The 24,685-nt window shown below is 31.7% G+C and carries 21 protein-coding genes and 1 pseudogene; 13 read left to right on the forward strand and 9 right to left on the reverse strand.

What is annotated here, in order from left to right; genetic code table 11:
• Nucleotides 1-194 precede the first annotated feature (194 nt).
• Entirely contained in the window at nucleotides 195-623 is a 429-nt protein-coding gene (locus FOF46_RS27365) for a DUF6146 family protein (protein ID WP_109434896.1), read from the forward strand.
• 76 nt (nucleotides 624-699) lie between these two features.
• Nucleotides 700-1,221: a DUF6787 family protein gene (locus FOF46_RS27370; protein ID WP_109434895.1), complete on the forward strand. Its 522-nt coding sequence runs from the start codon at nucleotides 700-702 to the stop codon at nucleotides 1,219-1,221.
• On the opposite strand, the gene FOF46_RS27375 is transcribed toward FOF46_RS27370, so the two are convergent.
• The 3 genes from FOF46_RS27375 to msrA all read right to left on the reverse strand — a co-directional run bounded on the left by FOF46_RS27375 (nucleotide 1,218) and on the right by msrA (nucleotide 2,738).
• Nucleotides 1,218-1,517 (reverse strand): hypothetical protein, encoded by a 300-nt coding sequence (locus FOF46_RS27375; RefSeq protein WP_109434894.1) that lies wholly within the window; start codon nucleotides 1,515-1,517, stop codon nucleotides 1,218-1,220. The two genes, FOF46_RS27370 and FOF46_RS27375, sit on opposite strands and share 4 nt — an antisense overlap.
• 61 nt (nucleotides 1,518-1,578) lie before the next feature.
• Nucleotides 1,579-2,175 (reverse strand): GTP cyclohydrolase I FolE, encoded by a 597-nt coding sequence (folE, locus tag FOF46_RS27380; protein WP_109434893.1) that lies wholly within the window; start codon nucleotides 2,173-2,175, stop codon nucleotides 1,579-1,581.
• 5 nt (nucleotides 2,176-2,180) lie between these two features.
• Nucleotides 2,181-2,738, reverse strand: a complete 558-nt coding sequence (msrA, locus tag FOF46_RS27385) for a peptide-methionine (S)-S-oxide reductase MsrA (RefSeq protein WP_143918692.1) — start codon at nucleotides 2,736-2,738, stop codon at nucleotides 2,181-2,183.
• A 149-nt stretch (nucleotides 2,739-2,887) separates the two neighbouring features.
• Here msrA and FOF46_RS27390 point away from each other — a divergent pair, with 149 nt between their 5' ends.
• The 6 genes from FOF46_RS27390 (at nucleotide 2,888) to FOF46_RS27415 (ending at nucleotide 11,701) form a co-directional block, all read left to right on the forward strand.
• Complete coding sequence (locus FOF46_RS27390; protein ID WP_143918693.1) at nucleotides 2,888-5,323, forward strand: DUF5916 domain-containing protein; 2,436 nt, start codon at nucleotides 2,888-2,890, stop codon at nucleotides 5,321-5,323.
• A 55-nt stretch (nucleotides 5,324-5,378) separates the two neighbouring features.
• Nucleotides 5,379-6,041, forward strand: a complete 663-nt coding sequence (locus FOF46_RS27395) for an ABC transporter ATP-binding protein (RefSeq protein ID WP_143918694.1) — start codon at nucleotides 5,379-5,381, stop codon at nucleotides 6,039-6,041.
• 5 nt (nucleotides 6,042-6,046) lie between these two features.
• Nucleotides 6,047-6,820 (forward strand): TIGR02757 family protein, encoded by a 774-nt coding sequence (locus tag FOF46_RS27400; RefSeq protein WP_143918695.1) that lies wholly within the window; start codon nucleotides 6,047-6,049, stop codon nucleotides 6,818-6,820.
• Between the two features lie 144 nt (nucleotides 6,821-6,964).
• Nucleotides 6,965-8,428: an alkaline phosphatase PhoX gene (locus tag FOF46_RS27405; protein WP_143918696.1), complete on the forward strand. Its 1,464-nt coding sequence runs from the start codon at nucleotides 6,965-6,967 to the stop codon at nucleotides 8,426-8,428.
• Between the two features lie 3 nt (nucleotides 8,429-8,431).
• The gene (locus FOF46_RS27410) at nucleotides 8,432-10,243 is read left to right on the forward strand and encodes a cytochrome-c peroxidase (protein WP_143918697.1); all 1,812 of its coding nucleotides are present in this window, start codon (nucleotides 8,432-8,434) and stop codon (nucleotides 10,241-10,243) included.
• A 240-nt stretch (nucleotides 10,244-10,483) separates the two neighbouring features.
• A complete protein-coding gene (locus tag FOF46_RS27415; protein WP_333925883.1) occupies nucleotides 10,484-11,701 on the forward strand; it encodes a sensor histidine kinase in 1,218 nt (405 codons plus the stop codon).
• 43 nt (nucleotides 11,702-11,744) lie between these two features.
• Here FOF46_RS27415 and FOF46_RS27420 read toward each other — a convergent pair whose 3' ends face one another.
• Both FOF46_RS27420 and FOF46_RS27425 read right to left on the reverse strand, forming a co-directional pair.
• Nucleotides 11,745-13,634 carry a DUF4419 domain-containing protein gene (locus tag FOF46_RS27420; protein ID WP_167571966.1) on the reverse strand — a complete coding sequence of 630 codons (1,890 nt, stop codon included), beginning with the start codon at nucleotides 13,632-13,634 and terminating at the stop codon, nucleotides 11,745-11,747.
• 27 nt (nucleotides 13,635-13,661) lie between these two features.
• A complete protein-coding gene (locus FOF46_RS27425) occupies nucleotides 13,662-15,221 on the reverse strand; it encodes an NAD(P)/FAD-dependent oxidoreductase (protein WP_143918699.1) in 1,560 nt (519 codons plus the stop codon).
• A gap of 171 nt (nucleotides 15,222-15,392) precedes the next feature.
• Here FOF46_RS27425 and FOF46_RS27430 point away from each other — a divergent pair, with 171 nt between their 5' ends.
• Entirely contained in the window at nucleotides 15,393-15,911 is a 519-nt protein-coding gene (locus tag FOF46_RS27430) for a porin family protein (RefSeq protein ID WP_109434883.1), read from the forward strand.
• 173 nt (nucleotides 15,912-16,084) lie between these two features.
• A complete protein-coding gene (locus FOF46_RS27435; protein ID WP_143918700.1) occupies nucleotides 16,085-17,047 on the forward strand; it encodes a YitT family protein in 963 nt (320 codons plus the stop codon).
• A 38-nt stretch (nucleotides 17,048-17,085) separates the two neighbouring features.
• Here the strand turns inward: FOF46_RS27435 and FOF46_RS27440 are convergent, their stop codons facing one another.
• The 3 genes from FOF46_RS27440 to FOF46_RS27450 form a co-directional block, all read right to left on the reverse strand.
• On the reverse strand, nucleotides 17,086-18,270 hold the full coding sequence (locus tag FOF46_RS27440) for a hypothetical protein (RefSeq protein WP_143918701.1): 1,185 nt from the start codon (nucleotides 18,268-18,270) through the stop codon (nucleotides 17,086-17,088).
• Nucleotides 18,271-18,507: 237 nt separating this feature from the next.
• The gene (locus tag FOF46_RS27445) at nucleotides 18,508-19,740 is read right to left on the reverse strand and encodes a DEAD/DEAH box helicase (RefSeq protein WP_143918702.1); all 1,233 of its coding nucleotides are present in this window, start codon (nucleotides 19,738-19,740) and stop codon (nucleotides 18,508-18,510) included.
• Nucleotides 19,741-19,960: 220 nt separating this feature from the next.
• Nucleotides 19,961-20,143 (reverse strand): hypothetical protein, encoded by a 183-nt coding sequence (locus FOF46_RS27450; RefSeq protein WP_143918703.1) that lies wholly within the window; start codon nucleotides 20,141-20,143, stop codon nucleotides 19,961-19,963.
• A 741-nt stretch (nucleotides 20,144-20,884) separates the two neighbouring features.
• On the opposite strand from FOF46_RS27450, the gene FOF46_RS27455 reads away from it, so the two are divergent.
• From FOF46_RS27455 to FOF46_RS27465, 3 genes are read left to right on the forward strand one after another with little or no spacing between them, the layout of a single operon-like run.
• A complete protein-coding gene (locus FOF46_RS27455) occupies nucleotides 20,885-22,810 on the forward strand; it encodes a vWA domain-containing protein (protein WP_109434878.1) in 1,926 nt (641 codons plus the stop codon).
• Nucleotides 22,807-24,060 (forward strand): dihydroorotase, encoded by a 1,254-nt coding sequence (locus FOF46_RS27460; protein ID WP_143918704.1) that lies wholly within the window; start codon nucleotides 22,807-22,809, stop codon nucleotides 24,058-24,060. Before FOF46_RS27455 ends, FOF46_RS27460 begins: the two co-directional genes overlap by 4 nt.
• 25 nt (nucleotides 24,061-24,085) lie before the next feature.
• Complete coding sequence (locus FOF46_RS27465; protein WP_143918705.1) at nucleotides 24,086-24,415, forward strand: DUF4870 domain-containing protein; 330 nt, start codon at nucleotides 24,086-24,088, stop codon at nucleotides 24,413-24,415.
• A 61-nt stretch (nucleotides 24,416-24,476) separates the two neighbouring features.
• Here FOF46_RS27465 and FOF46_RS27470 read toward each other — a convergent pair.
• Nucleotides 24,477-24,685: pseudogene (locus tag FOF46_RS27470) on the reverse strand (alginate export family protein); the annotation flags it as partial.

Raw genomic sequence — 24,685 nt, forward strand, 5'->3', positions numbered from 1 at the left:
TTCAACTTGGGCAACTATTGCCAATTTAAAGCCTAAATTGTAATCTCGTTGTGTACGCTTCTTCCTTGGTTGTTCTGAATGTTTCATAAATAAGTCAATTTTGTGTCAACTTATTTTAGGACAAGACACTTAAATAATGGTTAAAGCCGAAGGTAATTCTTCGGCTTTTTTGTAATTTCAAATAAATTGGAATAATGAAAAGCCTTATTTACACCATCATAGTAGCCTTTTTGATTATTGGCTGTGCTTCTACTGATACCAAAACCATGGATGTAGCTTCTGCAGATACAGGTTCTGATACCATAAGAATTGCAAATGATAGCTTAGAGTATGAAATCATAATTATAGAACCCGGATTTAATGCATGGCTTGTCACTCAAAGGCCCAGGGGGTTTTATGGAGAAAACTTTTTAGAATCCAGAAATCGTATATATGTTAACGAGTTTAATCAACGAGTACTACAACCTCAACGATTTAATGCAAACTTATATTTTCAACAAATTAATTATGAACCTAACATTCATTATGGATACGAAGTAAATTATCTTCTTTATAATTACTTCTTGTTTTTTGAACAGCGTTATCGACAAAGATTTATTGTTTCTAGAGGTAATAGATTTTAAATTACCTAACCTAAAATTTATCAGTTTACTATAGAAAATATATTGTTTAGTTTAGCTTTAATTGTATTTTTGCCCCATGCAAAAGTTTAAAGAACGATGGGAAATAAAATCTAGTTGGCAACTAATATTTCCAATGCTAGGATTACTTAGCTTGATATTCTCGGGATATCTTATTGCAAAATATATTCTGGGGTTGATAGATATCTCCAAAACCGATAGTATTTACTTTGGTTTGCTCTCTGCAATTACAATTTTATTATCATCTCTACTCCTTTTTATTACTTTAAAACTTTTTGGTGTTCTTGAAACCAGATGGAGTGTCAACTATAGATGGGAACTCATTGCTATTTTTATGGTTTTTGCTATTACCGGTTCAACAGCTGCAAGAGTCTCAGATCCTATACTCTCATTTTTGAGTTTATCCAAAGAAACTACCAATGGTTGGATATATTGGCCTATTAGAATCCTACTCGTCTTTCCGATATATCAGGTACTGCTTCTTATAGTAGGGTGGATATTTGGCCAATTTAAATTTTTCTGGAATTTTGAGAAAAAAATGTTAAGCAGAATGGGGTTTGCTCGTTTTTTCAAGGATTAAGAAATATCTAAATCGATAATTTTATTCACTTTTTCTTTCTTAATTACGTAACTATATACCCACATTATTGTAAAAGATGGTATAACATCTAATCCAGGTAGCGCTTCTTCTACAAAAGTAAACACCCCTGCTGCTTTACCCATATTACCTTTATACATTCTTGTCATAAGCCATCCCGCCAAGGGCGCCCATAATACATCAGCAAATTCTCCAATTCCAGGAATTATATAGCTAACCATTCCTAGTCCGTCAAAAAGTAAACTAAGTCCTAATTTTTTGTACTTATCTTTTGCCATACATTTAATTGTTTTAGGTTTAATATACAATAAATAAAGCAAAGAGTATTCCAAAAAATAATTATCCTAGATCGGCAGTTATTAATCTTAAAAACTCTGTTCGGGTTTCGATTTTTTCAAATTGCCCTCTAAAACCTGAAGTCGTAGTCACAGAATTTTGTTTTTGTACACCTCTCATCATCATACACATATGAGAAGCTTCGATTACCACTGCTACACCTTTTGGTTTAAGAGTATCATTAATACATTCAAGAATATCATGTGTTAATCTTTCCTGTACTTGTAATCTTCTGGCAAAAACATCAACAATTCTTGGCAATTTACTTAAACCAACAATTTGACCATCAGGAATATAAGCGATATGTGCTTTCCCAAAAAATGGCAACATATGATGCTCACATAATGAATACAGCTCAATATCTTTTACAATAACCATATCATCATAACCTTCTTTAAACATTGCTCCTTTTAATATTTCTGCCGGGTCTTGATGGTATCCTTGGGTAAGAAATTGCATAGCTTTAGCAGCTCTTTCTGGAGTTTTAACAATACCTTCTCTATTTACATCTTCTCCAAGGTCTTCTATAATTGATTCAAATTTTTGTTTTACTTCTTCAGTTACTTTTATATTGTATTCTTCAAAATTCTTATATGGCATAGTACTTAATTCTCTATTTCTTTTTTCAATTTGTTTTTAAAGGTAGTATATAATTTGTTAAGTTTTGGATCAATTACAAATTGACAATATCCCTGACTACTGTTTTGATTGTAATAATTTCTATGATATTCTTCTGCATTATAAAATGGTCCTAATTCGGTAACTTCTGTTACTATCGGATTATCAAAAATACGCTCCTTATTTAACTCTTCAATTATCTTTGTCGCAATTTCTTCCTGATCCTTATCAACATAAAAAATAGCACTTCGATATTGTGTGCCTTTATCAGCTCCTTGACGATTTAGTGTCGTCGGGTCATGAGTAGCAAAAAAGATTTCTAATAGTTCTTTATAGCTTATATGTTCTGGATTATATTCAACTTTAATAGCCTCTGCATGGCCAGTTCTTCCTGTTGTAATCTCTCTATATGCCGGGTTTTTAATGGTTCCTCCTGTATATCCAGAGATGACTTGATTAACTCCTTCTAAACGTTGAAAAACAGCTTCTGTACACCAAAAACATCCTCCTGCTAAAACTGCAATTTGTGTAGTATTTTCTCCCATAGTAATGTTAAAAACATTTTTTTGTTTAACAAAAATACGTCTATATTAAACATTTTTTATTCTTTTTAACTTTTCGTTAGTATGCCGTCTCCTAATACAAAGTTAGTTTTGCACATAACTCAAAAAAGTAAGGTTTTTATTACGATTTCATGAATTTACAACTACGCTCCAATACTTGTGTATTAGTTTTATTGTTTTTTATTTTACATTCTTTTGCACAGGAAAGAAAAGAAATTAATGCCCAAAGAATTAGTAATCCTCCCAAGATTGATGGTATTCTAGATGATGATGTTTGGAAAACAATTCCGGCAAATGGAGGGTTTCATATGTGGAGACCTGGAAATGAAGGAGAAATACCTCAAAACTTGCAATCTGAAGTAAAAATGGCTTATGATAATAAAGCCGTTTATTTTGCCGCATATTTACATGATGATCAAGTAAATAGAATGTTAAAACAATTTAGTCAGCGAGATAATGTATTTGTTCAGGCCGATTTTTTTAGCATTGGTATAAATACGTATAATGATGGTATAAATGAAACCCGATTTTTTATTACCAGTGCGGGAACTATTGGAGATGCAAGAGCTGATCAATTTGATGAAGATTTTAGTTATAATGTAGTTTTTGAAGCTAAAGTTTCATTTGATGAAAAAGGCTGGTACGCAGAATTCAAAATTCCATATAACGCATTACGATTTCCTGAAGTTGATGTACAAGATTGGAGTATAAATTTTTATCGAAGACTACAAGGCCGTAACCAAACACATACCTGGAACTTTATTGATAATAAAGTTGGACAACAAACGCAATACAATGGCCTGGTAAAAGGTGTTGAGAATATAGATCCTCCTGTTAGACTTACTTTTTTTCCTTTTGTCCAAGGTTTGGTTTCTCATTTTGATGGAGAGACTGAAACTGATTTTAGCGCTGGAATGGATGTAAAATATGGATTGAGTGATAGTTTTACTTTGGATGCCACATTAATTCCTGATTTTGGACAAGCTTCTTTTGATGAAGTCCGACTTAATCTAGGGCCGTTTGAACAGACTTTTGGAGAAAATAGACAATTCTTTACAGAAGGCACAGAACTGTTCAACAAAGGCGATATTTTCTTTTCCAGAAGAGTTGGAGGAGGTCCTTCATCATCTATATCAGATGATGATCTCAATGAAAATGAAGTTGCAGAAGATACTCCTTCAAAAATAAATTTACTGAATGCTTTAAAAATTTCAGGAAGAACTAATGGTAATTTGGGTATTGGTTTTTTTAATGCAATAACAGAAAAAACAGAAGTACGAATTACAGATACAATTACCGGTTCTGTCCGTAATGAAGTGGTGGAACCTTTGGCAAACTACAATATATTTGTTTTGGATCAACAGTTTAATAACAATTCTTCTATTTCATTAATCAATACAAATGTTACCCGTAATGGAAGTAAATTTAGAGATGCTAATGTAACAGGTTTAGCATGGAACCTTGCCAATAAAGCGAATTCATATCGCTTAACCGGAAGAACGATCGTAAGCCAGGTAAACCTGGCAGATGAAAACATTGGTGGTTTTTCTTCAGAACTTGACTTTGATCGCATCAAAGGAAGGTTTAGATATGGATTCGGCCATGATCTTGCGAATAAAACCTATGACGTTAATGACTTGGGGGTAAACTTTAGAAATAATTTTAATAATTTTAGAGTTAATGCGTCATATGAGATTTTTGAACCTCAAGGTATTTTTAACAGGTATCGTATCAATGTTTTTGCAAGACATCAACGTTTATATGATCCTAGTGTACAAACCCAAAACTCCATAGGACTCAACTCCTTTTTTGTAACTAGAGAACGCTTTGCTTTAGGAGCCAGAGGATCTTATAATTCTAAGAATCAAGATTATTTTGAACCTAGAGTAGATGGAAGATTTGTAACATTCAGCCCTAGTGCCGGTGGAAGAATATTTGTTTCGTCTGACTTCAGGAAAAAATTTGCTTACGATATTAGTGCAGGTACAAGACAATGGTTTGGAGATTCACAAAAAATTTATAGAGTAGAAATTTCTCCCAGATACCGTTTTTCAGATAAATTATTATTAATCTGGAGATCAGAATACTTTAACAGACCTAAGAACTTTGGGTATATTGATGATAATGATGTTGATGTATTTCTGGGACAACGGGATATTATATCCTTAGAAAACTCTCTTAGTGCTAGTTATAATTTTGATCCTTTTAAAGCAATCAATTTACGTTTTAGAAATTTTTGGAGTACAGCTGACTATTCTGATAATGTATTTTTTATTCTTAGTGAAAATGGCTCAAGATCACGCACTAATTATGACATATCAGAAAACAACCCTAATACAAATTTTAATATCTGGAACCTGGACCTGAGTTTTAATTGGCGTTTTGCTCCAGGTAGTGAAGCTACACTACTCTATCGCAATCAAATATTTAATGATGATGAATTATCTACTCTAAATTATACGCAAAGTTTGGATAATCTTTTTAGCCAACCTATACAACATACATTATCTTTAAGAGTAGTATATTTTCTTGATGTGAATAATTTAAAACGTTCTTCTAAAGGATAATCTTGGGGATTCTATGGATATTGATTACTTTCACTCCATCAAGTCAAAAAAATAGATGATTAAGGCAAATAATATTCATAAAAATTATGGAGATCTTCATGTACTTAAAGGGGTAGATCTTCATATCAAACAGGGAGAGATTGTATCAATTGTTGGTGCTTCTGGCGCAGGAAAAACGACATTATTACAAATTTTGGGCACATTAGATCGAGTTAGTGAAGTACAAAAAAGTAACTTACTAATTAATGAATCAAATATTAATTCATTATCCCAGAAACAACTTTCAAAGTTTAGAAATGAACAGCTAGGGTTTATCTTTCAGTTTCATCAATTATTACCAGAATTTACTGCTCAGGAAAATGTATGTATCCCTGCTTTTATAAAGAAAACTCCAAAGGCAGAAGTAGAGAAACGAGCAAAAGAGCTTTTAGACTTTCTTGGTCTTTCTCATCGTTACAACCACAAACCTAGCGAACTATCTGGTGGTGAACAACAACGTGTAGCCGTTGCGAGAGCACTAATTAATAATCCAAAAGTTATATTTGCAGACGAACCTTCTGGAAACTTAGATAGTGAAGCAGCAGAAAATCTACATAAATTATTTTTTAAACTTAGAGACGAATTTGGTCAAACTTTTGTAATTGTAACTCATAACCAGGAACTAGCTGATATGGCAGATAGAAAACTGGTCATGGTGGATGGTAAAATTGTTGGATAATCCAGGTGAAAAAGTTAAATAAAACCGAGCTTAAAGAATTTCTTGATGAGAAAGCTACTTTCTATGAACAACCAAAATTTATAGAAACCGATCCTGTACAGATACCCCATCTCTTTACAGAAAAAAAGGATATTGAAATATCGGGATTTTTAACAGCCACTATTTCCTGGGGAAATCGCAAAAGTATTTTAAATAATGCTCATCGGTTAATGAATCTCTTAGGGAATAGTCCTCATGATTTTATTATGAGTCATACAGAAAATGACCTGCAAAGCTTAGAAGGTTTTGTACATCGCACCTTTAATCATATAGACCTCTCCTATTTTATTACAGCTTTACATTATTTATATACTAAATTTGATGACATGGAGAGTTTTTTTAAGCAATTTGCTTCAGAAAACACACTCCAAAATGCTATTCATGAATTTAAAAAAGAATTCTTTAGTCTTCCCCATCAATCTAGAACCGAAAAGCATATTAGTGATCCTCATAAAAATTCTGCCGCTAAGCGCATTAATATGTTTCTGCGGTGGATGATACGCGATGCTAAAGCTGGTGTTGATTTAGGAATATGGAACAAGCTCTCTTCTTCTCAATTATCATGCCCATTGGATGTACATTCTGGAAATGTAGCTCGAAAACTGGGGTTATTAAAACGCAAACAAAATGATGGAAAAGCATTGTTACAATTGGATACAAAACTTAGGACATTAGACCCTATGGACCCAGTTAAGTATGATTACGCATTATTTGGTCTTGGTGTATTCGAAAAATTCTAAGTTTAGATTCATTCTAAAGAGTAATGTTAATTTTACGTTGTAAACATTCTAGTGATATTTCTTTAATAAACATAAAACATCTTCGTAAAGTAATTCAGATAGAGCCTGAGTTAAATTTGTGTGAACAAAAAAACACACACAATCATGAAAAACTATTTTATTCTCGCTTATCTAATATTAGCTTCTGTTCTTATTTCTTGTGACGATGATGATTTTAGCGGCCCAGTTAAACCACCAACAGGAAAAATTGAACTAAAAAATCATTCTGTTTCTCCTATTCTTGTAGAAAAAACTCCAGAATTTTCAGATATAGAAATTTATAACCTATTATCTTCTGAAGATACATACATTCCGGATTTTACGTATGGATCTATGGCCGATGGTGCTGGATTACTTCGCAATAAAAATGGAACTTTCACCTTAATCAATAATATAGAGGCTGATTATTCTGTGGCTAGAATTACTCTAGATGAAACATTCAAACCAATCAAAGGAGAACATATTCTTAATGCATTAGCAACTGCTAATACAGCGCAATGTTCTGGCTCATTAATCACTCCATCTGTACATGGTTTTGGTCCTTTATACCTATCTGGAGGTGAATGGGGAGGAAACTCAAAAGGAGTTTTTGCTACTGACCCATATAAAGATGCATCAGAAGCTTCTGCTCCAAGAATGTTACCAGCATTAGGACAATGGTCAACAGAAAATGCCGTAGCGCTTAGCAGACGTGCATATCCAGGAAAAACAGTAGTTTTTATAGGAGATGACAATAGTAATAATGAAGTTCCTTCTGGACAACTAGGAATGTATGTAGGTAGACAAGGAGACTTAGAAGGAGGAAAATTATACGGACTAAAAGTTACTTCTCCAGATGTTACTTATGAAATGGATATGGAAGAAGGTGTTGCATATGATATGGAGTTTGTAGAATTAAAAGAAAAAGATATCGACTTATTGGATGCTGAAGCCAAAGAAAAAGGTGTTATGGGATTCTCTAGATTAGAAGATATAGACTGGAGAAGAGGACTTAGTAGTAATAATCGAGAAGTATATCTTGCTGTGACTGGTAGAGATAAGCCTGGATTAATTGGAAAAGGAACTCGTTCTGGAAGAGTTTATAAAGTTGAATTAAATAGTAGAAATCCATACGGAGCTGGTAAAATAACTTGTGTATTAGATGGTGATAAAGTAGGTGGTACAGCTGAAGCTTTCCACAGCCCTGATAATATTACAGTAACAGAAAACTACGCATATATACAAGAAGATCCAAACGGAATTCAAGGGTTCAAACCAGCTGCGAATCACTATGCCAGATTATATCAATACAATCTGAATACAGGAGAATTAAAAGTAGTATTAGAATGTGATCAAGTTAAAGCTGCAGGTTCTGGATATGGTAGTGTAGATAGAATATGGGAAATCACTGGTATGATCGATATTTCTGATGTTATCGATGTCGATGATACATTTCTTATGATTACTCAAAATCATGGATGGGAAAGAGCTGATGGAGTACCATTTACTGATCCAACTGCAAATCCAGATGTTGCAAATAGCCGAAAAGAAGGAAGTATGCTATATGTAATCAAAGGATTAGAAAGATAATATATGACTCAATTTTCATTAAATCTTAATAAAGAGGCTTATTTTATGATAAGCCTCTTTATCATATCGATAATTAGCGTTACTTCTTGTTCTGAACAAGTAAAAACACCAGAAAAAATACCATATAACAATCAAATGAAAGAACAATTCATTGATGATATAACAATGGCTATTAATACTCTGGATAGTGCCCGAACGAATACTGGTGATCTTAAAAAAAACTTTTTGAAATCACGAAAATATTTTAAAAAAACCGAGCCAATTTTAGCTTCTTTAGATATTGAAAATTATGGTTTTTTAAATCAACCTAATATTCTAAAAATCGAAGAGGAAGATTATACCGATATCAAAATTAAAAACCCAAGTGGATATCAGGTTTTAGAAGAAGAAATCTTTACGGAACAAATAGATACTATTGTAATAAACAAGCACTTGGACTTGGTTTCAAATCGACTAAAATTAATAAAGAAAAACATAAGTTTTAACCACATAAAAACATATCATTTCTTATGGTTGTTAAGGAAATCAATAATTCAAATATCTCTCACAGGGATCACTGGATTTGACTCACCAGTTCTAGAGAATTCTTTAGAGGAATCCAAAACTGTATATCAAAGTCTAAAAACATACTTAGCTATTTTTGAAAAGGAGTTTAAGAATAAAAAATTATTTGATCATTGGAATACAGAAATAGATGCATCAATTAGCGATTTAAAAGGTGATTTCAATACATTTAATCGTTATGATTTTATAAAAAATCATACGCATAAACAATTAGAACTTTGGAATAAAATAGTTGCCGACTGGAACGTTAGTTTTCCTTTTGAGCTGGCAATAAAAAATGACGCAACTTCTCTTTTCTCTGCAAACACTTACAATAACACCTATTTTGCGGATAGAAACTCGGGAAAAACAACTCCAGAAAAAATAGCTCTTGGTAAAAAGCTATTTTATGACACTAATTTATCTTCTGATAAAAAAATAAGTTGTGCTACCTGTCATCATCTTGATAAAGCTTTTACCGATGGTCTAAAAATAGGTGCAGGTGTTACCCGTAATACACCTACTCTTCTTTATTCTGGTTTACAACAGGCATTTTTTTATGACAAAAGAGCTGGTAGCCTTGAAGGACAAATCATAGCAGTGGTAGAAAATGAAAATGAATTTCATACAGACTTAGAAACTTTGGGAAAAGTAGTCGCTCAAGATAGTAGTTACCCCAAAGAATTTAATACTGTTTTTAAAAATCAAAAAGTCAATAACGCTCAGATAAGAAATGCTATTGCGAGTTATATAAGAAGTCTAGCCCCTTTTAATTCTAAATTTGATCAAAATATTAATGGGATAGAAAATACCCTTACCAAAAGTGAGATTAATGGTTTTAATCTTTTTAATGGAAAAGCTAAATGTGCTACATGTCACTTTGCTCCTATTTTTAATGGTACTGTACCTCCAAACTACAGAGAATCAGAGATCGAATTAATTGGAGTGCCTAAAGAAAATGATACAATCAATGCTACTATTAGCGAAGATTTAGGAAGATATGATGTATATAAAACAGAACAGAGAAAGCATTTTTTTAAAACTTCAACAGTAAGAAATGTGAGTAAAACTGGCCCATATATGCATAATGGAGTATACCAAACATTAGAAGAAGTACTTGACTTTTATAATCGTGGAGGTGGTGCAGGTATAGGAATCGATGCCACATACCAAACTTTGCCTCCTGATCCATTGCATCTTTCAAAAGAAGAAATTAAAGATATTATTGCATTCATGAATAGTTTAGAAGATCAAACCAAATATGAAAATTAATTGTTGTTAATATCTATCAGGTAATTGTAAACTCCTATACTAATTGATTAGTATGGGAGTTATATTTTATATAAACTTAAGCATTCTAAGCAAATTCATTAAAGTACTTTTTTAAATAATAAAATCATGTAGCTGTATTACGGTAATCACACAAAATAAGTACGTAATGCTAATTAATTCTTAATATGTAAGTTATTTTTGTTAATTTTATTAAGAATTGAATGGTTCTAAATCAATTCTATGACGAGGATGACAGAAGCTGCAAAACCAACAAATGAAAAGCTCAGACTTGAAGCTTTACATTCACTAAATATTCTTGATACAGAATTCGAAAAAGAATTTGACGAGATTACTACACTTGCCTCATTTCTATGTGATGCAGAAATAGCATTAATTTCTCTTGTAGATAAAGATAGGCAATGGTTTAAGTCTAAATATGGTTTAGCTATTTGTGAAACACCAAGAGCTGTGTCTTTCTGTGCGCATGCCATTCTGGACCCCTATAAACCATTAATTGTTGAAGATGCTCGTAAAGATCCTCGCTTCTGTAATAACCCTCTCACCGAAGTTGATAAAATTGTAATCTTTTATGCAGGAATTCCCTTGGTAGATAAAGATGGTTTTGCTTTAGGTACGTTATGTGTTATTGACAGTAAACCCAAAAAGCTTTCTCAAAAACAAATAGAAGCACTTAAATCTCTTGCCAATCAGGTAATCATGCTTTTTGAACTAAACAAAAAGAATAGAGATCTTGAGTATATGCAGTCCAAACTAAAAAAACGTAATGATTCTTTACGAGAATTTGCCAGAGTAATATCTCATGATCTCAAAATGCCATTGGCTAATGTTATTACATCTACAGATTTATTAAAACTTAAACTTGGAGACAAACTGGATTCTGAAAGCTTAGAATACTTTGAATACATTAAAATCTCATCGTTTTCAATGAGCAATTATATAGGTGATATTCTTGAGCACTATGAAAGTGAAAGTCTCATCAATCATAAACCCGAAAAATTTGTTCTAAACGATTTACTTCAGGAAATTGTTAGTTTACTTAGTATTAAACCAGATTTTACTATTAATTTCCCAAAAGAAAATCCAATTTTAGAATCGAACAAGCTTGCGCTAAAACAAATCTTTTTTAATCTTATCGGAAATAGTATTAAGTACAATGATAAAGAACAAATTATTGTATCTATCGAAACTAAAGAGGATGATATTTTTTATCATTTCAAGATAACCGATAATGGAATGGGGATTCCAAATAATAAATTAGAGGTGATTTTTGATCTTTTTACTATAGCTAACCATACTGACAGGAATGGTAATAAAGGTAATGGAATAGGTCTTTCAACAGTTAAGAAGCTTGTAAAAAAGCTTGGAGGTGAGATAAAAGTATCTTCTCAGGAAAAAATACAAACAACTTTTGAATTTTCTATCCAAAAGCCAAACTAGCTCTTTTCATTTTTTATATTAAAAAGGAGCTTAAAAATTAAATTTAAAATTCCAGAATAATTTTACTATTCACTTTCATTAACTTTTTGGTATCCGTTTCAAGATCCCAATCATTATCGATTATACCTATTGGTGCTAAAGCTGGAAACCATTTTTGAGGCAAATCATATAAATATTTCCTTATATCAGACAATAGTTGTTCATCTTTACTATTCTCAATTTTTATATCTGTAACTGTTCCATTCGTTAAAACCACAAAATCAATTTTGACACCATCAACATCAAATTTTGATCGTATACTTTCCTTTATATATGCTATAGCGATATCATTTGTTTTGTGCTTCTTAATATCATATACCGATAATTGTTTTATTAATTTATTTTCAACCGGATAAGGAATCCAATATTCATAAGAATCATGAGAAGTACCGCCCGAATTGTATACCGTTTCTGTCTCTATTATGGATGCATCTTTTTTACAGATTGCATACGTTATATATGGTTTTAATGAGATATCAGAAGATTGAGATATTCCCAAAAATCCTGCGTAAACTTCTATATCTATAGTTTTATCATTGAAATAATCATTCCACAGTATATCAATCTGAGAAAATCCTGAAGGAAAATCGTCTGTAGATAATGTAGACATCAAATAATCATTATCCTTATAAAAAGGATTCTTTATGTATACTTCTTTTACTTTAGTCATACCCGTTTCTGGATCATAAGAACCTGTAACATCACTTTCTAATGTTTTTATATAGGGAAAAAACTTAACAATCCATCCCGAAATATAAAAAGCACCATATTCACTAGCATTTTTATATATATCTTTCCAAAAAACCGTATTGATCTCACCTTTGGACGCATTTTCAAATTCTTGTAAAACAGGTTTTAATTGATCTATCCAATCATCCAGCCCATATCCTTTAAGGTTATCTATATTTGCATATATTTTTCCCCAATCTTCAGGAATACCTTCTATTGTTATATACGGAATCCCACAGCCCGTCTCACCAACATATTCAAATGCTTGTTCAAAGCTTTCTAACAATGTTACTTCAAAAGAAGTAGTTTCTAAAGATGTAGTTGTCGAAAAATTCGGCACCATAGCCTTATACAAATTTTTCTGAGTATACTTTTTGGTTTCATTAGATAATGATGAAACCAATTTACCCCAATGTTTTGCTCCTTTGCTTAAAGAATCTTCTCTACATTTTATTTTATCGGGTTTATCAGTCACAAAAATTTTATCTTCTAATGTTTTAAAATTCTCATTAACATGACAAGAGAAACCTTGAGCAATAGCTAACCAAATAATATCTGGTGAAAGTACTAATGGCCTGTGAGAATCATATGCTAATTGTACCGTTTCTAAAAAAATATTATTTCCAGAATATACAAGCTCTTTTTTTTCTGATTCTTCAGGTAAAAAATAGACTTCTTTTCCTATAGCCTTTTGGACTGCTACTTTGCAATTTACTGTAGATAATAAATTAGTAGCCATTTTTACATTAGCTACTTTAAATTGATAACTAGCATTACTTGCTTTCAATTCATCTTTGGTCTTAAGAAAACCATCAAAAACATATGCACTTTTATATGCTTCAAAAACTACTTTTACCCAATTTCCTTTTATAACTGTATTCTCGTCTTTAAGCTCTAATACTTGATCTGTTACTTCAATTACCTCTACTTCACTTAAATACTCAAATTTCCCTATTTTATAACCAGTCAACCCAGGTTCATCCCTTATTACTAATCCTTGTTTAGCAATGACCACCAGTTTTTCATTAGTTTCTTCTTCACCAAAATCGATAGCATTTTCTGTATCTTCAGTTTTTTCAATAGCTTGTCTATCGTTATTTTCTTTGCATGAAAAAACCAGTATACTTAAAAACAAAATACAGTAAATCCATAATCTGGACTTCATAGACACATAATTACATTTCATATTTTATTATGCTTTTATTGTTGCAACACAAGCTGCTGCACATTTTTCTCCATCAATTGCTGCCGAAATTATACCTCCTGCATATCCGGCTCCTTCGCCACAAGGATACAATCCTTTAATTTGTAAGTGCTCTAATGTTTTCCAATCTCTTGGAATACGAACTGGAGAGGAGGTACGTGATTCTGGAGCGTGTACAACAGCTTCATTAGTAAGGTACCCACGCATACTTTTATCAAAAGCTTTAAAACCATCCTTTAAAGTATCATGAATAAATTCTGGAAATACAGCATTCATATCTACAGATGTTAAACCAGGCTTATATGATGTTACTGGAAGGTTTGATGATACCTTTCCTTCAACCATATCTATTAACCTTTGCGCAGGAACTCGTTGAGTTCTCCCTCCTACTTTCCATGCTTGCTGTTCAATACTTTTTTGAAAATACATTCCAGATAATGGCCCATAATTAGAAAATGGTTTAAAATCTTCCATTCTAAGTTCTATAACAATACCACTATTAGCCGTAGGTTGGTCTCTTTTTGAAGGAGACCAGCCATTGGTGACTACTTCTCCCGGACTGGTTGCACAAGGAGCAATAACTCCTCCAGGACACATACAAAAAGAATACATGCCTCTGCCTCTAACTTGCTTAACAATACTATATGGTGAAGGAGGCAAATATGGACTTCGCACTTCACATTTATACTGGATTTGATCTATTAATTGCTGCGAATGCTCTACACGTACTCCCAAAGCAAAGGGTTTTGCTTCGATCTCTATTTGTTTATGATATAATAGTTCAAAAATATCTCTTGCAGAGTGTCCGGTTGCCAAAATCAATTTATTAGTAGCTATAGTACTACCACCTAATAATGTAACCCCATTAATTTCTGAGTTCCTAATTTCAAAATCAATAACACGAGTTTCAAAATGTATTTCTCCTCCTCTTTCTATTATCTTTTCACGTATTGCAGCTATAATACCAGGTAGTTTATTTGTTCCGATATGAGGATGTGCTTCTACAAGAATTTGGTCTGTGGCTCCAAAAGCAACCAAAAGTTCTAAAATACGGTTAACATCACCTCTTTTTTTAGATCTAGTATACAATTTCCCATCACTATATGTTCCTGCGCCTCCCTCGCCGAAACAATAGTTAGAATCTTCATCAACAATATGGTCTCTATTAATTGCTTTTAAGTCTCTACGGCGTGTTCTAACATCTTTACCTCGTTCTAAAACGATAGGTTTACATCCTAATTCTATACATCTCAATGCAGCAAATAAACCAGCTGGACCTGCACCAATAATTACAACTTCTGGAGCATTGGATACAAAAGGATATTCTGGTAGTTCGATACTTGAATCTACAAATTCTTCTTGTACAAAAACTTTTAGTTTTAGATTAACCTTAATTGCTCTTTGTCTTGCATCTATAGAACGTTTTAAGACTTGTATATATTTAATTTCCTGTAGAGGAATATTATTTTTTTTGGATACTGTAGTCTTTAACCGATTAGGATTTGCGGCAATCTCTGGAGAAACTTGTATAGTGAATTCGTGTTGCAATGCGGATTATAATCTTGAATTTCCTGCGAATATACAACAATCTTTGTTTCAAAATTATATCGATAAAATTCAAAAATAACAGCTAAAAATAACTCAAACAAGCTACATTTAACATTTAATTAAGGTTTAAGTTCCTATCTTTGGATTTAAACAAACCTTAAATTTACAATTATGAAAAAGCTTTTTTTATTAGCAATTGCAGTAATTAGTTTTTCAGTATCTTCAAATGCACAAGACATCAAATTCGGTTTTAAGGGTGGGGTAAATTTTGCTACGCTCAATGGTGATGATGTAAATGATAATTTGGATGGAAGAACAGGATACCACATTGGTGCCGTTTTGCAAGTTAGTCTTGCAGAAACTATTGCTCTGCAACCTGAACTTTTGTATTCTGCGCAAGGAATAGAAGATACAGATATTGATTATCTAAACCTTCCTGTCCTTGTAAAACTTAAATTTGCTAAAATTTTTAGTGTAGAAGCCGGACCTCAATTTGGTTTTGTAGTTAATGACGATTTTGAAGTTGGTGATCCAGAAAGTTTTGACCTTAGTGGTGCTGTAGGTGCTGGAGTAGAATTTGGACCATTTTTTGGTCAGCTACGTTATAACTTTGGTTTTACAGACGTTATCGATAATGTAGAAGCTAAAAACTCTGCTTTTCAGATATCTGTTGGATACTATATCTTCTAATAGAACATAATAAAAAATCAAAAAAGGACGGAATCAAATTTTTCGTCCTTTTTTTATGCCCAAAGCTTTGTTAAAATTAGGTTTAAGAATAAAAAGGTTACGTAGCTTTATATATGAACAAAACACGATCATACGTCTCAATTATTAGCTAAAAACAATTATTCTTAAAGCCTATGAATTCAATATGGAAACGTAGAATCATCAAGGCTTTTATTATACAAAAGCTTAAAAAAAATGATCCAGATTTACAGTCTGATTTTGATCAAACATCTCAAAAACTCAGAGTAACCCTAATTTCCCTGTTTAAAGACGTCTTTCTGATCGTTTTAGGTGTAATTTCTGCTGCTTTTGGTCTGGAAAGTTTTTTATTACCTAATATGTTTATTGATGGAGGTGTTACTGGAATATCATTACTTGTTTCTGAAATTACATCTATCCCACTCTATATCCTTATAGTGGTCATCAATATACCTTTTATATTTCTAGGATTTAAAGTGATAGGAAAACGATTTGCCATACGAGCAACTATTGCAATATCAGGATTGGCATTGTCTCTTTTGCTCATTGACTTTCCTGAGGTTACTCAAGATAAATTATTAGTTTCTGTTTTTGGAGGTTTTTTTCTTGGTGCCGGAATCGGACTTTCTGTGCGAGGAGGGGGTGTATTAGATGGTACTGAAGTATTAGCTATTTTTATGAGTAAAAAATTAGGAACAACGGTTGGGGATGCCATTACTATTATCAATGTAATTATCTTCTCTGCTGCTGCCTACCTTCTATCTATAGAAACAGCTCTATACTCAATGCTCACCTATCTTGCTGCTTCTAAGACTTTGGATTTTGTAATTGAAGGTATTGAAGAATACACTGGAGTTACTATTATTTCTGAACATAACACAAAAATAATGGATATGATTACTCATACCATGAGACGAGGAGTAACCATATATCAAGGAAAACAAGGATATGGAAATCATGGTCATATGAATGAGATAGATATTCTATATACTGTAGTAACCCGACTAGAAATTAGTAAATTGAATAGAGAGATCGAAAAGATAGATCCTAACGCTTTTGTTATTATGCATAGTATTAATGATACTAGAGGAGGTATGATCAAGAAGAGATCAATTTAAGTAATAATAAGGCTTTATATTTCATTTTTTATAGCTTGTTAGTAGAATGTATCAAAGCCTTTTTCTAATTTTTTAAACATTTCAAAATACAAATCTAAATTGTCATCAGAGTCAGAGTATTCATACTCATCTGTAACACGAATCAAAATAGGTGTGTTATCAATATTATAGAAACAAAACAGCCTTTTCCTTTGATCATCCCCAATAATAAAAGTATTTGTTTCTTTTTGTAACAATTTTAATTCTGATCCCGTATATGTTGTACTTAGAAGTTTTGTGGTTGCATTTTGAAAAAAAGTGTTTAATCTTAGATCAATTGTTTTGGAGATTTTTAATTTTTTAAAATCCTGTTGGATTGTATCAACTTTTTCACCTCTATAAACGTTAATCTTCATATCAAAATCTGGTACATTTATTTCAATATTTTTTTCGGGAGCTATTTCCTTTGAAGTACTTTTTATGGTTTCAAAAGCTAGATTAGCTAATTTTCTATGATATCTCGTCAATGTAGATGTTATATGACTCCAGTTCTCTTCCTCATCAATACTTTTCACGATATGAAAATTTCTAGCCATCCTTAATTTTGATAAAGCTAGAGTGAATAAATCTCGAGAAGAAAGATCAGAAAAAGGACCAGATTTTTGATAATTGATAAAAACCTCCATTTTTCTTAATTCTTCAAGGTAATTAAGGTGAATTACATTAAAATTTCTACTATCTCCATAAATAACAAAGCTTTTATCATCCGAATAAAAAATTTTGTTTTGTTTCGCACTTGATTGTAAGCCTTGTATAATCTTTTTTATAGTGATCGAGCCTTTATCAGTATTTATGTAAAAGAAATTAGAATAATCTTGAAATACCATATCCTCAACATTAGTATCTTCGATTTCGATTCTAAAAAAATCTGGATCATCATTAGTGATTAGAGCATCTCCCAAGCTTATTTTAAAGACCCCAGAAGTCGTCTCGTTTAAAGTATAATTTATTGGTGTAATACATTTAAAATTAGACAATTCCCAAATTTTATCTGTACTTGGTTTTGCCAATGTTTTATTGATTTGTAAAGTATCAACGATGTAATTATTCTCTTCTTCGTTTTCAATCATAGATAGATGCTTAGAAGTAACCGTAAAATATTCAGTTTGTGTTATAGATGATAAATCAAAACAGGATACAATAGTAAGTGACAAAAGTACAAATACAACTTTGTTTAAATTCATTAGAAAATATTTTAAAACAATAATAAATTTAGATAATGATACATTTACAAAAATGATCTAGTATATATTTGTAAAGTATTAGTACATATTCGTACTTATTTATGTTTTATTATTCTTTCCGAAGTTTATTAAAAGAATTTTTAATTCCGTTTCTGTGAATACTATTTATGATTTTGGTACTTCAATTAATCTAGCCATTATCATTTTAATCTCTCAAGACTTTATTTATAAATACAATTACCTTCTTGATCTTCTTTTATAATTTCTGTTATTACCTTTTGGCTTAGGTTTATTGTATGATCTATTTTTTGAAGCAGGTTTTGTGTTTTCAAAACTTGTAGTAGGTTCAAATCCTTCGACCACTTCACTTTGTAATTTTTCTCCAAGTAACTTCTCTATGCCACGCACATAACTTAATTCATCTTGGCACACCAGTGAAATTGCTTCTCCGCTAGCTCCTGCTCTTCCGGTTCGTCCTATTCTATGTACATAATCTTCAGAAATGTTTGGCAATTCAAAATTTACCACATGTGGTAATAAAGGAATATCTAACCCACGAGCAGCAATATCTGTTGCTACCAACACTCTAATAGTCCCTTTCTTAAACCCTCCAAGAGCTTTAGTCCTTGCTCCTTGACTCTTATTTCCGTGAATAGCTGCAGCACTTATACCACTTTTTACCATTTTTTCACTTAATCGATTTGCCCCATGTTTTGTTCGGGTAAAAACCAATACTTGTTTCCAGTTTCCCTCTGAGATAAACTTGATAATAAGTTCTGATTTCCTTTTTTGATCCACCCTGTATATTTTTTGGTCAACCTTTTCTGCTGTAGTGTTTTCTGGTGTTGCTTCAACCCAAACAGGGTGATTTAGTATCCCATTAGCCAATTGTTTAATCTCTTTTGAAAACGTTGCCGAAAACAATAAGTTTTGTCGTTTGGCCGGTAATAATTTCAATATTTTGTTAAGATCTCTTTGAAATCCCATATCAAGCATACGATCAGCCTCATCCAAAACAAGAATCTCAATATTTGCCAGAGAAAGTGCCCTTTGATTATGTAAATCCAATAAACGTCCTGGAGTAGCTACTAATATATCAACTCCACTCCTTAAAGCTCGAATTTGAGGATTTGCATTTACTCCTCCAAATATCACCATAGATCTCAAATCTAAAAACTCACTATACGCTTTTACATTATCCAATATCTGAGCTGCTAATTCTCTGGTTGGTGTTAATACAAGGGCTCTAACAGGTCTTTTTCTTAATTTTTGTCCTTGAGATAGTAATTGTAATAGAGGTAATGTAAATCCAGCTGTTTTACCTGTTCCGGTTTGTGCAGACGCTAAAACATCTTTTTTTTCTAAAATTGGAGGAATTGCCTTTTCCTGTATGGGAGAAGGTGTAGTATATCCTTTTTTATTAATTGCTTTTAATAATGCATTGGAAAATCCTAATGTATTGAATGACATATAAATTGTTTAAGAAATAACAATGTATATGAAAATGCCATTTCTGAATGAATGTGCAAATGTACATCATATTTTTAGGATATACTTTACGCATCTTAGATAGTAACTCTCTATTTAAAAATCTGCTTGTATACTATCTAAGAAAAAAAGCCGAGATTACTTTTCTCGGCTTGCATTTTCTTAGTCATAAATTTCATTGAAATATTAGTGGACCTCGATATCAGAAATTTGGGCAGATAGGGTCAATTCCATCCAGACAGATAAAGTCTTCCTGTACTCTACAAACTTGTCCATCTACAAAACAAAAACATGGCCCACCAAATGGAGGTGCCCCCGGATAAGTACAAGCGGAAGGAATTCTTGCTCCTCCTCCATTAATTGTTCGTTGTTCATTTTTGCTCAATTGCTGAGTTTCGCTGAGTTTTAAGAGTTTTTTTAACATAATAAAAAAATTAAATTATACCGCAATAATTTTAAAGACGCTCACGGTTTACATCTTATTGGCAAAACCTTATGCTCTTTATCTAAAATTATTATTTGTTTTTCTTGTTAGGGCATAATGTTCTCATCTTGTTAAATATCTAAAATGAAAATAATTAAAAACGAAAAATCTATTGAATACACTCTGTAAGAAAGGCTCTAAGGTTTCAACTTATACATTGAATAACGAACCCGTTTGCAATCAAAATTAATTAGAAAAAAGCGTTATATCTTTTAATGAATAGTTAAACTCTTACTAAAATATTATAAGAAAATTTATGTGTCAAAGATTTGCCAAAAAGATTAAAGTTTTAGGAGTTAAGAACACTAGTTTTTATAAAATATCATGGGATAATCTAATTACTTCTTATACTACGATTTTGTTATCGTCTTTTTATTTCCATATTTCTTTATCAACACTTTTTATATATGATATCAATTCACTAAGTATATGTATAATATCATAGAATATTAGTTTAGCTCTTCTTCTTGTTGAGCTCAGCATAAAATCATAAAAAAAGCAATTTAAAATTACTATATTTACTGCATTATTATAAAAAACACTTATTCATTTTTACACGTTTTTCAAGTATTTATTTACAAGTTAAAAGTTTAAAAAATGAAATCAACTGATAATCAAAGAGATTAATCCCAATTATAAAGAATGCAGTTTAAACACCCAGAATTTCTTTACGTTCTTTTTGCTCTTATCATTCCCATTTTAGTTCATTTATTTCAACTAAGGCGTTTTCAAAAGGTAGATTTTACCAATGTACAGTTCCTTAAATCTGCAACGATACAAACTCGCAAAAGCTCACAAATTAAAAAATGGCTTACCCTTTTGACCCGTTTGTTGGCATTAGCTGCAATTATTATTGCTTTTGCACAGCCTTTTATAGCTCTGGAAGAAATTGTTGGTAAGAAAAGTGAAACAGCAATCTATCTGGATAATTCTTTTAGTATGCAGGCTAAAGGTTCTAAAGGACCACTTTTGAAACGTGCAGTCCAAGAAATTTTGAGTGATCTTCCAGAAGAGGAAACCATATCTCTATTTACAAATACAGAAACTTTTATCGATGTTTCTAAAAGTGATATCCTTAATGATTTGTTGCAGATAGAATATTCTTCTAATCAACTTTCGTATGCTGCAGTTTATCTTAAAGCTAAACAATTATTAAGCTCGTCTTCAGAGACAATCAAACGAGTGATTATAATCTCTGATTTTCAGCAAAAAGAAAACGTATTTAGTTTACCAAAAAACTCAGACTCCAAAATTCATTTAGTACAACTAAAACCTGTTACAAGACAAAATATAGCTATCGATAGTTTGTATTTGCAGCGTAATAAGAATAATGAGTTAATGCTTAATACCGTACTGAGTAATACCGAAGTTTCTACAGAAAATATATCCATTGCATTATATAACAATGATAAACTAATCGCTAAAACTGCTGTCACAATTCCTGAAAATGGTACTACTCAAACTGAATTTCGATTAGATGAAAACACCAAAATTAATGGGCGTGTAACTATAGAAGATCCAGCAATTACATTTGATAACTCAAGGTATTTTACAATTAATACTCCAGAGAAGATTAAGGTTGTGGCTATTAATGAGGCCAATGATAGTTTTATCAAAAACATATTTACTTCGGATGAATTTTCTTTGAGTAGTAGTTCTGTTAATGAACTTAATTATAATGATCTCAACAATGCAAATTTGGTTATTATAAACGAAGTAAAACAAATTCCTATTTCTTTAATTAATGCTTTAAGATCTTTTGCTAATCAAGGAGGAACTATTTGTTTTATTCCTGCTACCGACGGCGATATAACTTCCTATCAACAGTTCATCACTGGATATTCTAATCAAGGATTTATTGAAGAAAAGAAACAGGAAAAGAAAATAACAACCATCAATTTTTCACATCCTTTATATCGAGGAGTATTTGATAAAAGTGTGACTAATTTTCAGTATCCAAAAGTGAATACTTATTATACAAGTACTTCCTCTGGTACAATACTGTCCTTTGAAGATAATACTCCATTCTTATATAAAACGAATTCATTATATGTTTTTACAGCGGCGATAAATCGTGAGAACTCTAATTTTAAGAATTCACCACTTATCGTTCCTACATTATATAATATTGGAAAACTTAGTTTGCAACATACAGATATATCCTATACCATTGGTCAGACCAATTCTTATGATGTACCTATATCTCTAGGTCAAGACGGAATATTATCATTGGTTTCTGATCAAGAAAAGATTATCCCCTTACAACAAAGCTTTGCTACTAAAGTAAGAATAACAACTGATGAAGTTCCTACAAAATCTGGAATTTACAGCTTAGAAAACAAAGACAATACTATTCAACATGTAAGCTATAACTATAATAGCCTAGAAAGTGATTTACAGTACTATAATCTAAATACAACAAAAGAATATCAGGTTAGTGATTCTGTAACTGAGCTTTTTGATCAAATAAAAGAAGAGACCAGTGTTAATGAACTTTGGAAATGGTTTGTTATTTTTGCGCTGATATTCTTATTAATTGAAATATTACTATTAAAATACCTAAAATGAACTTCTTACTAAAGGCTGCTACTATAATTGATCCTGCGTCACCTTTTCATAATAAAACGGTTGATATTTTGATTGAAAATGGCATCATTGCAGACATAAATGCTGCCATAAAAGCCTCTGACAGTGTAGAAGAAATAGCATTGAACAATTTACATGTTTCACAAGGATGGTTTGATAGTAGTGTTTGTTTTGGTGAACCTGGATATGAAGAGCGAGAGACAATAGATAATGGACTACAGGTTGCTGCAAAAAGTGGTTTTACTGCTATAGGATTACATCCAAATACTTTTCCTGTTATTGATAATAGTGCATCTATTAGTTTTCTTAAAGGAAAAGCACAGAATCATGCTGTATCTCTATATCCCATCGGAGCTTTAACTACTCAATCAGCTGGAAAAGATATGGCAGAGCTTTTTGACATGCAACAAGCTGGCGCAATTGCCTTTGGAGATTATAAAAAAGCGATACAAAACCCTAATTTATTAAAAATAGCACTACTTTATGCTCAAAACTTTGATGGTTTAGTGATGTCTTTCCCTCAGGAAAATAATATCGCGGGAAAAGGAATGGTCAATGAAGAAGAACAAAGTACATTATTAGGATTAAAAGGAATTCCTGCTTTAGCAGAAGAATTACAAATTGCAAGAGATTTATTTTTGTTAGAATATACTGGAGGAAAATTACATATTCCAACAATATCGACGGCTAAATCTGTTGAGTTGATACGAGAAGCAAAAGCTAAGGGATTACACATAAGTTGTAGTACAACGGTTCATCATCTTGTATTAACTGATAAGGAACTGGATACATTTGATACCAATTATAAGGTATTACCTCCACTTCGAATACAAAAAGATGTAGATGCATTAATAAAAGGCGTAGAAGACGGAACTATAGATATGGTTACAAGTGATCATAGACCTATGGATATAGAACACAAAAAAGTGGAGTTTGATAATGCAAAGTACGGAACTATCGGATTAGAAAGCGCTTTCGGTATACTTAATCATTTGTTGGGTATAGAAAAAACAGTAGATATGCTTACTAATGGCAAGTCAATATTTGGAATAAAAAATACAATAATAGATAAGGGTAATAAAGCTGACTTATCTTTATTTAATTCTAAAAATGATGCTATATTTACTGAAAAACAGATCTTATCTACTTCTAAAAATTGCGCTCTAGTTGGAAAAAATATATTAGGAGAAACCTATGGTATTATTGCTAATGGAAAAATGATATTGAAGTAGATCATAAATTAATAATTCATTAATCATGGAATCTGATTACGCAAAACAAGGAAAAACAGCAGCTATAGTAGCTTATATCACTATAATTGGTACAATTATAGCTTTTTTTATGAATCAAGGCAGTAAAAATCAATTTACTAACTTTCATTTAAGGCAAGCGTTAGGAGTTAATATTTCATTTTACATATTAGGAGCATTGGTTAGTATTTTTGATTCCTGGCCAATATCTACTTCATTTTATGTGTTTATTCTTGTTCTATGGGTTTTTGGACTTATAACAGCAATACGAGAAGAACAAAAAACTGTTCCAATACTTGGGCCTTTGTTTCAACAATGGTTTAGTTTTATTAAATAAAAAAAGAGCATCAGTATTGATTACTCTTTTTAAATCTTTCTTTTGTTTAACTCTATAACAATTATTCAATTGCCTTTGGGCTCCATTTTAAGAAGTTTGGTTTTACGACTAGCATAGCCCATCCCCAAAATTGATTATCCGCAGGTTCAGGTACTCCTTTAAGTATTTCCATAGAATCAGAGGCAAACATATGAGAGTATCCTATTTTAAGTGTTGCAAAAGCTAATAGTTTTTGTGTAAATACAATATCTATTTCAGTTCCCAGGTAAT

This window comes from Aquimarina algiphila (assembly GCF_007489275.1).
In the GTDB taxonomy this organism is placed as follows: Bacteria; Bacteroidota; Bacteroidia; order Flavobacteriales; family Flavobacteriaceae; genus Aquimarina; species Aquimarina algiphila.

Excerpts from the sequence above, each read along its gene's own strand:
- FOF46_RS27390 (WP_143918693.1), top strand. The coding sequence starts at position 2,888 with ATGAATTTACAACTACGCTCCAATACTTGTGTATTAGTTTTATTGTTT.
- FOF46_RS27440 (WP_143918701.1), bottom strand. The coding sequence starts at position 18,270 with ATGAATTTAAACAAAGTTGTATTTGTACTTTTGTCACTTACTATTGTA.
- FOF46_RS27415 (WP_333925883.1), top strand. The coding sequence starts at position 10,484 with ATGACGAGGATGACAGAAGCTGCAAAACCAACAAATGAAAAGCTCAGA.
- FOF46_RS27420 (WP_167571966.1), bottom strand. The coding sequence starts at position 13,634 with ATGAAGTCCAGATTATGGATTTACTGTATTTTGTTTTTAAGTATACTG.
- msrA (WP_143918692.1), bottom strand. The coding sequence starts at position 2,738 with ATGGGAGAAAATACTACACAAATTGCAGTTTTAGCAGGAGGATGTTTT.
- FOF46_RS27375 (WP_109434894.1), bottom strand. The coding sequence starts at position 1,517 with ATGGCAAAAGATAAGTACAAAAAATTAGGACTTAGTTTACTTTTTGAC.
- FOF46_RS27430 (WP_109434883.1), top strand. The coding sequence starts at position 15,393 with ATGAAAAAGCTTTTTTTATTAGCAATTGCAGTAATTAGTTTTTCAGTA.
- FOF46_RS27445 (WP_143918702.1), bottom strand. The coding sequence starts at position 19,740 with ATGTCATTCAATACATTAGGATTTTCCAATGCATTATTAAAAGCAATT.
- FOF46_RS27365 (WP_109434896.1), top strand. The coding sequence starts at position 195 with ATGAAAAGCCTTATTTACACCATCATAGTAGCCTTTTTGATTATTGGC.
- FOF46_RS27395 (WP_143918694.1), top strand. The coding sequence starts at position 5,379 with ATGATTAAGGCAAATAATATTCATAAAAATTATGGAGATCTTCATGTA.
- FOF46_RS27465 (WP_143918705.1), top strand. The coding sequence starts at position 24,086 with ATGGAATCTGATTACGCAAAACAAGGAAAAACAGCAGCTATAGTAGCT.
- FOF46_RS27370 (WP_109434895.1), top strand. The coding sequence starts at position 700 with ATGCAAAAGTTTAAAGAACGATGGGAAATAAAATCTAGTTGGCAACTA.
- FOF46_RS27460 (WP_143918704.1), top strand. The coding sequence starts at position 22,807 with ATGAACTTCTTACTAAAGGCTGCTACTATAATTGATCCTGCGTCACCT.
- FOF46_RS27435 (WP_143918700.1), top strand. The coding sequence starts at position 16,085 with ATGAATTCAATATGGAAACGTAGAATCATCAAGGCTTTTATTATACAA.
- folE (WP_109434893.1), bottom strand. The coding sequence starts at position 2,175 with ATGCCATATAAGAATTTTGAAGAATACAATATAAAAGTAACTGAAGAA.
- FOF46_RS27405 (WP_143918696.1), top strand. The coding sequence starts at position 6,965 with ATGAAAAACTATTTTATTCTCGCTTATCTAATATTAGCTTCTGTTCTT.
- FOF46_RS27410 (WP_143918697.1), top strand. The coding sequence starts at position 8,432 with ATGACTCAATTTTCATTAAATCTTAATAAAGAGGCTTATTTTATGATA.
- FOF46_RS27455 (WP_109434878.1), top strand. The coding sequence starts at position 20,885 with ATGCAGTTTAAACACCCAGAATTTCTTTACGTTCTTTTTGCTCTTATC.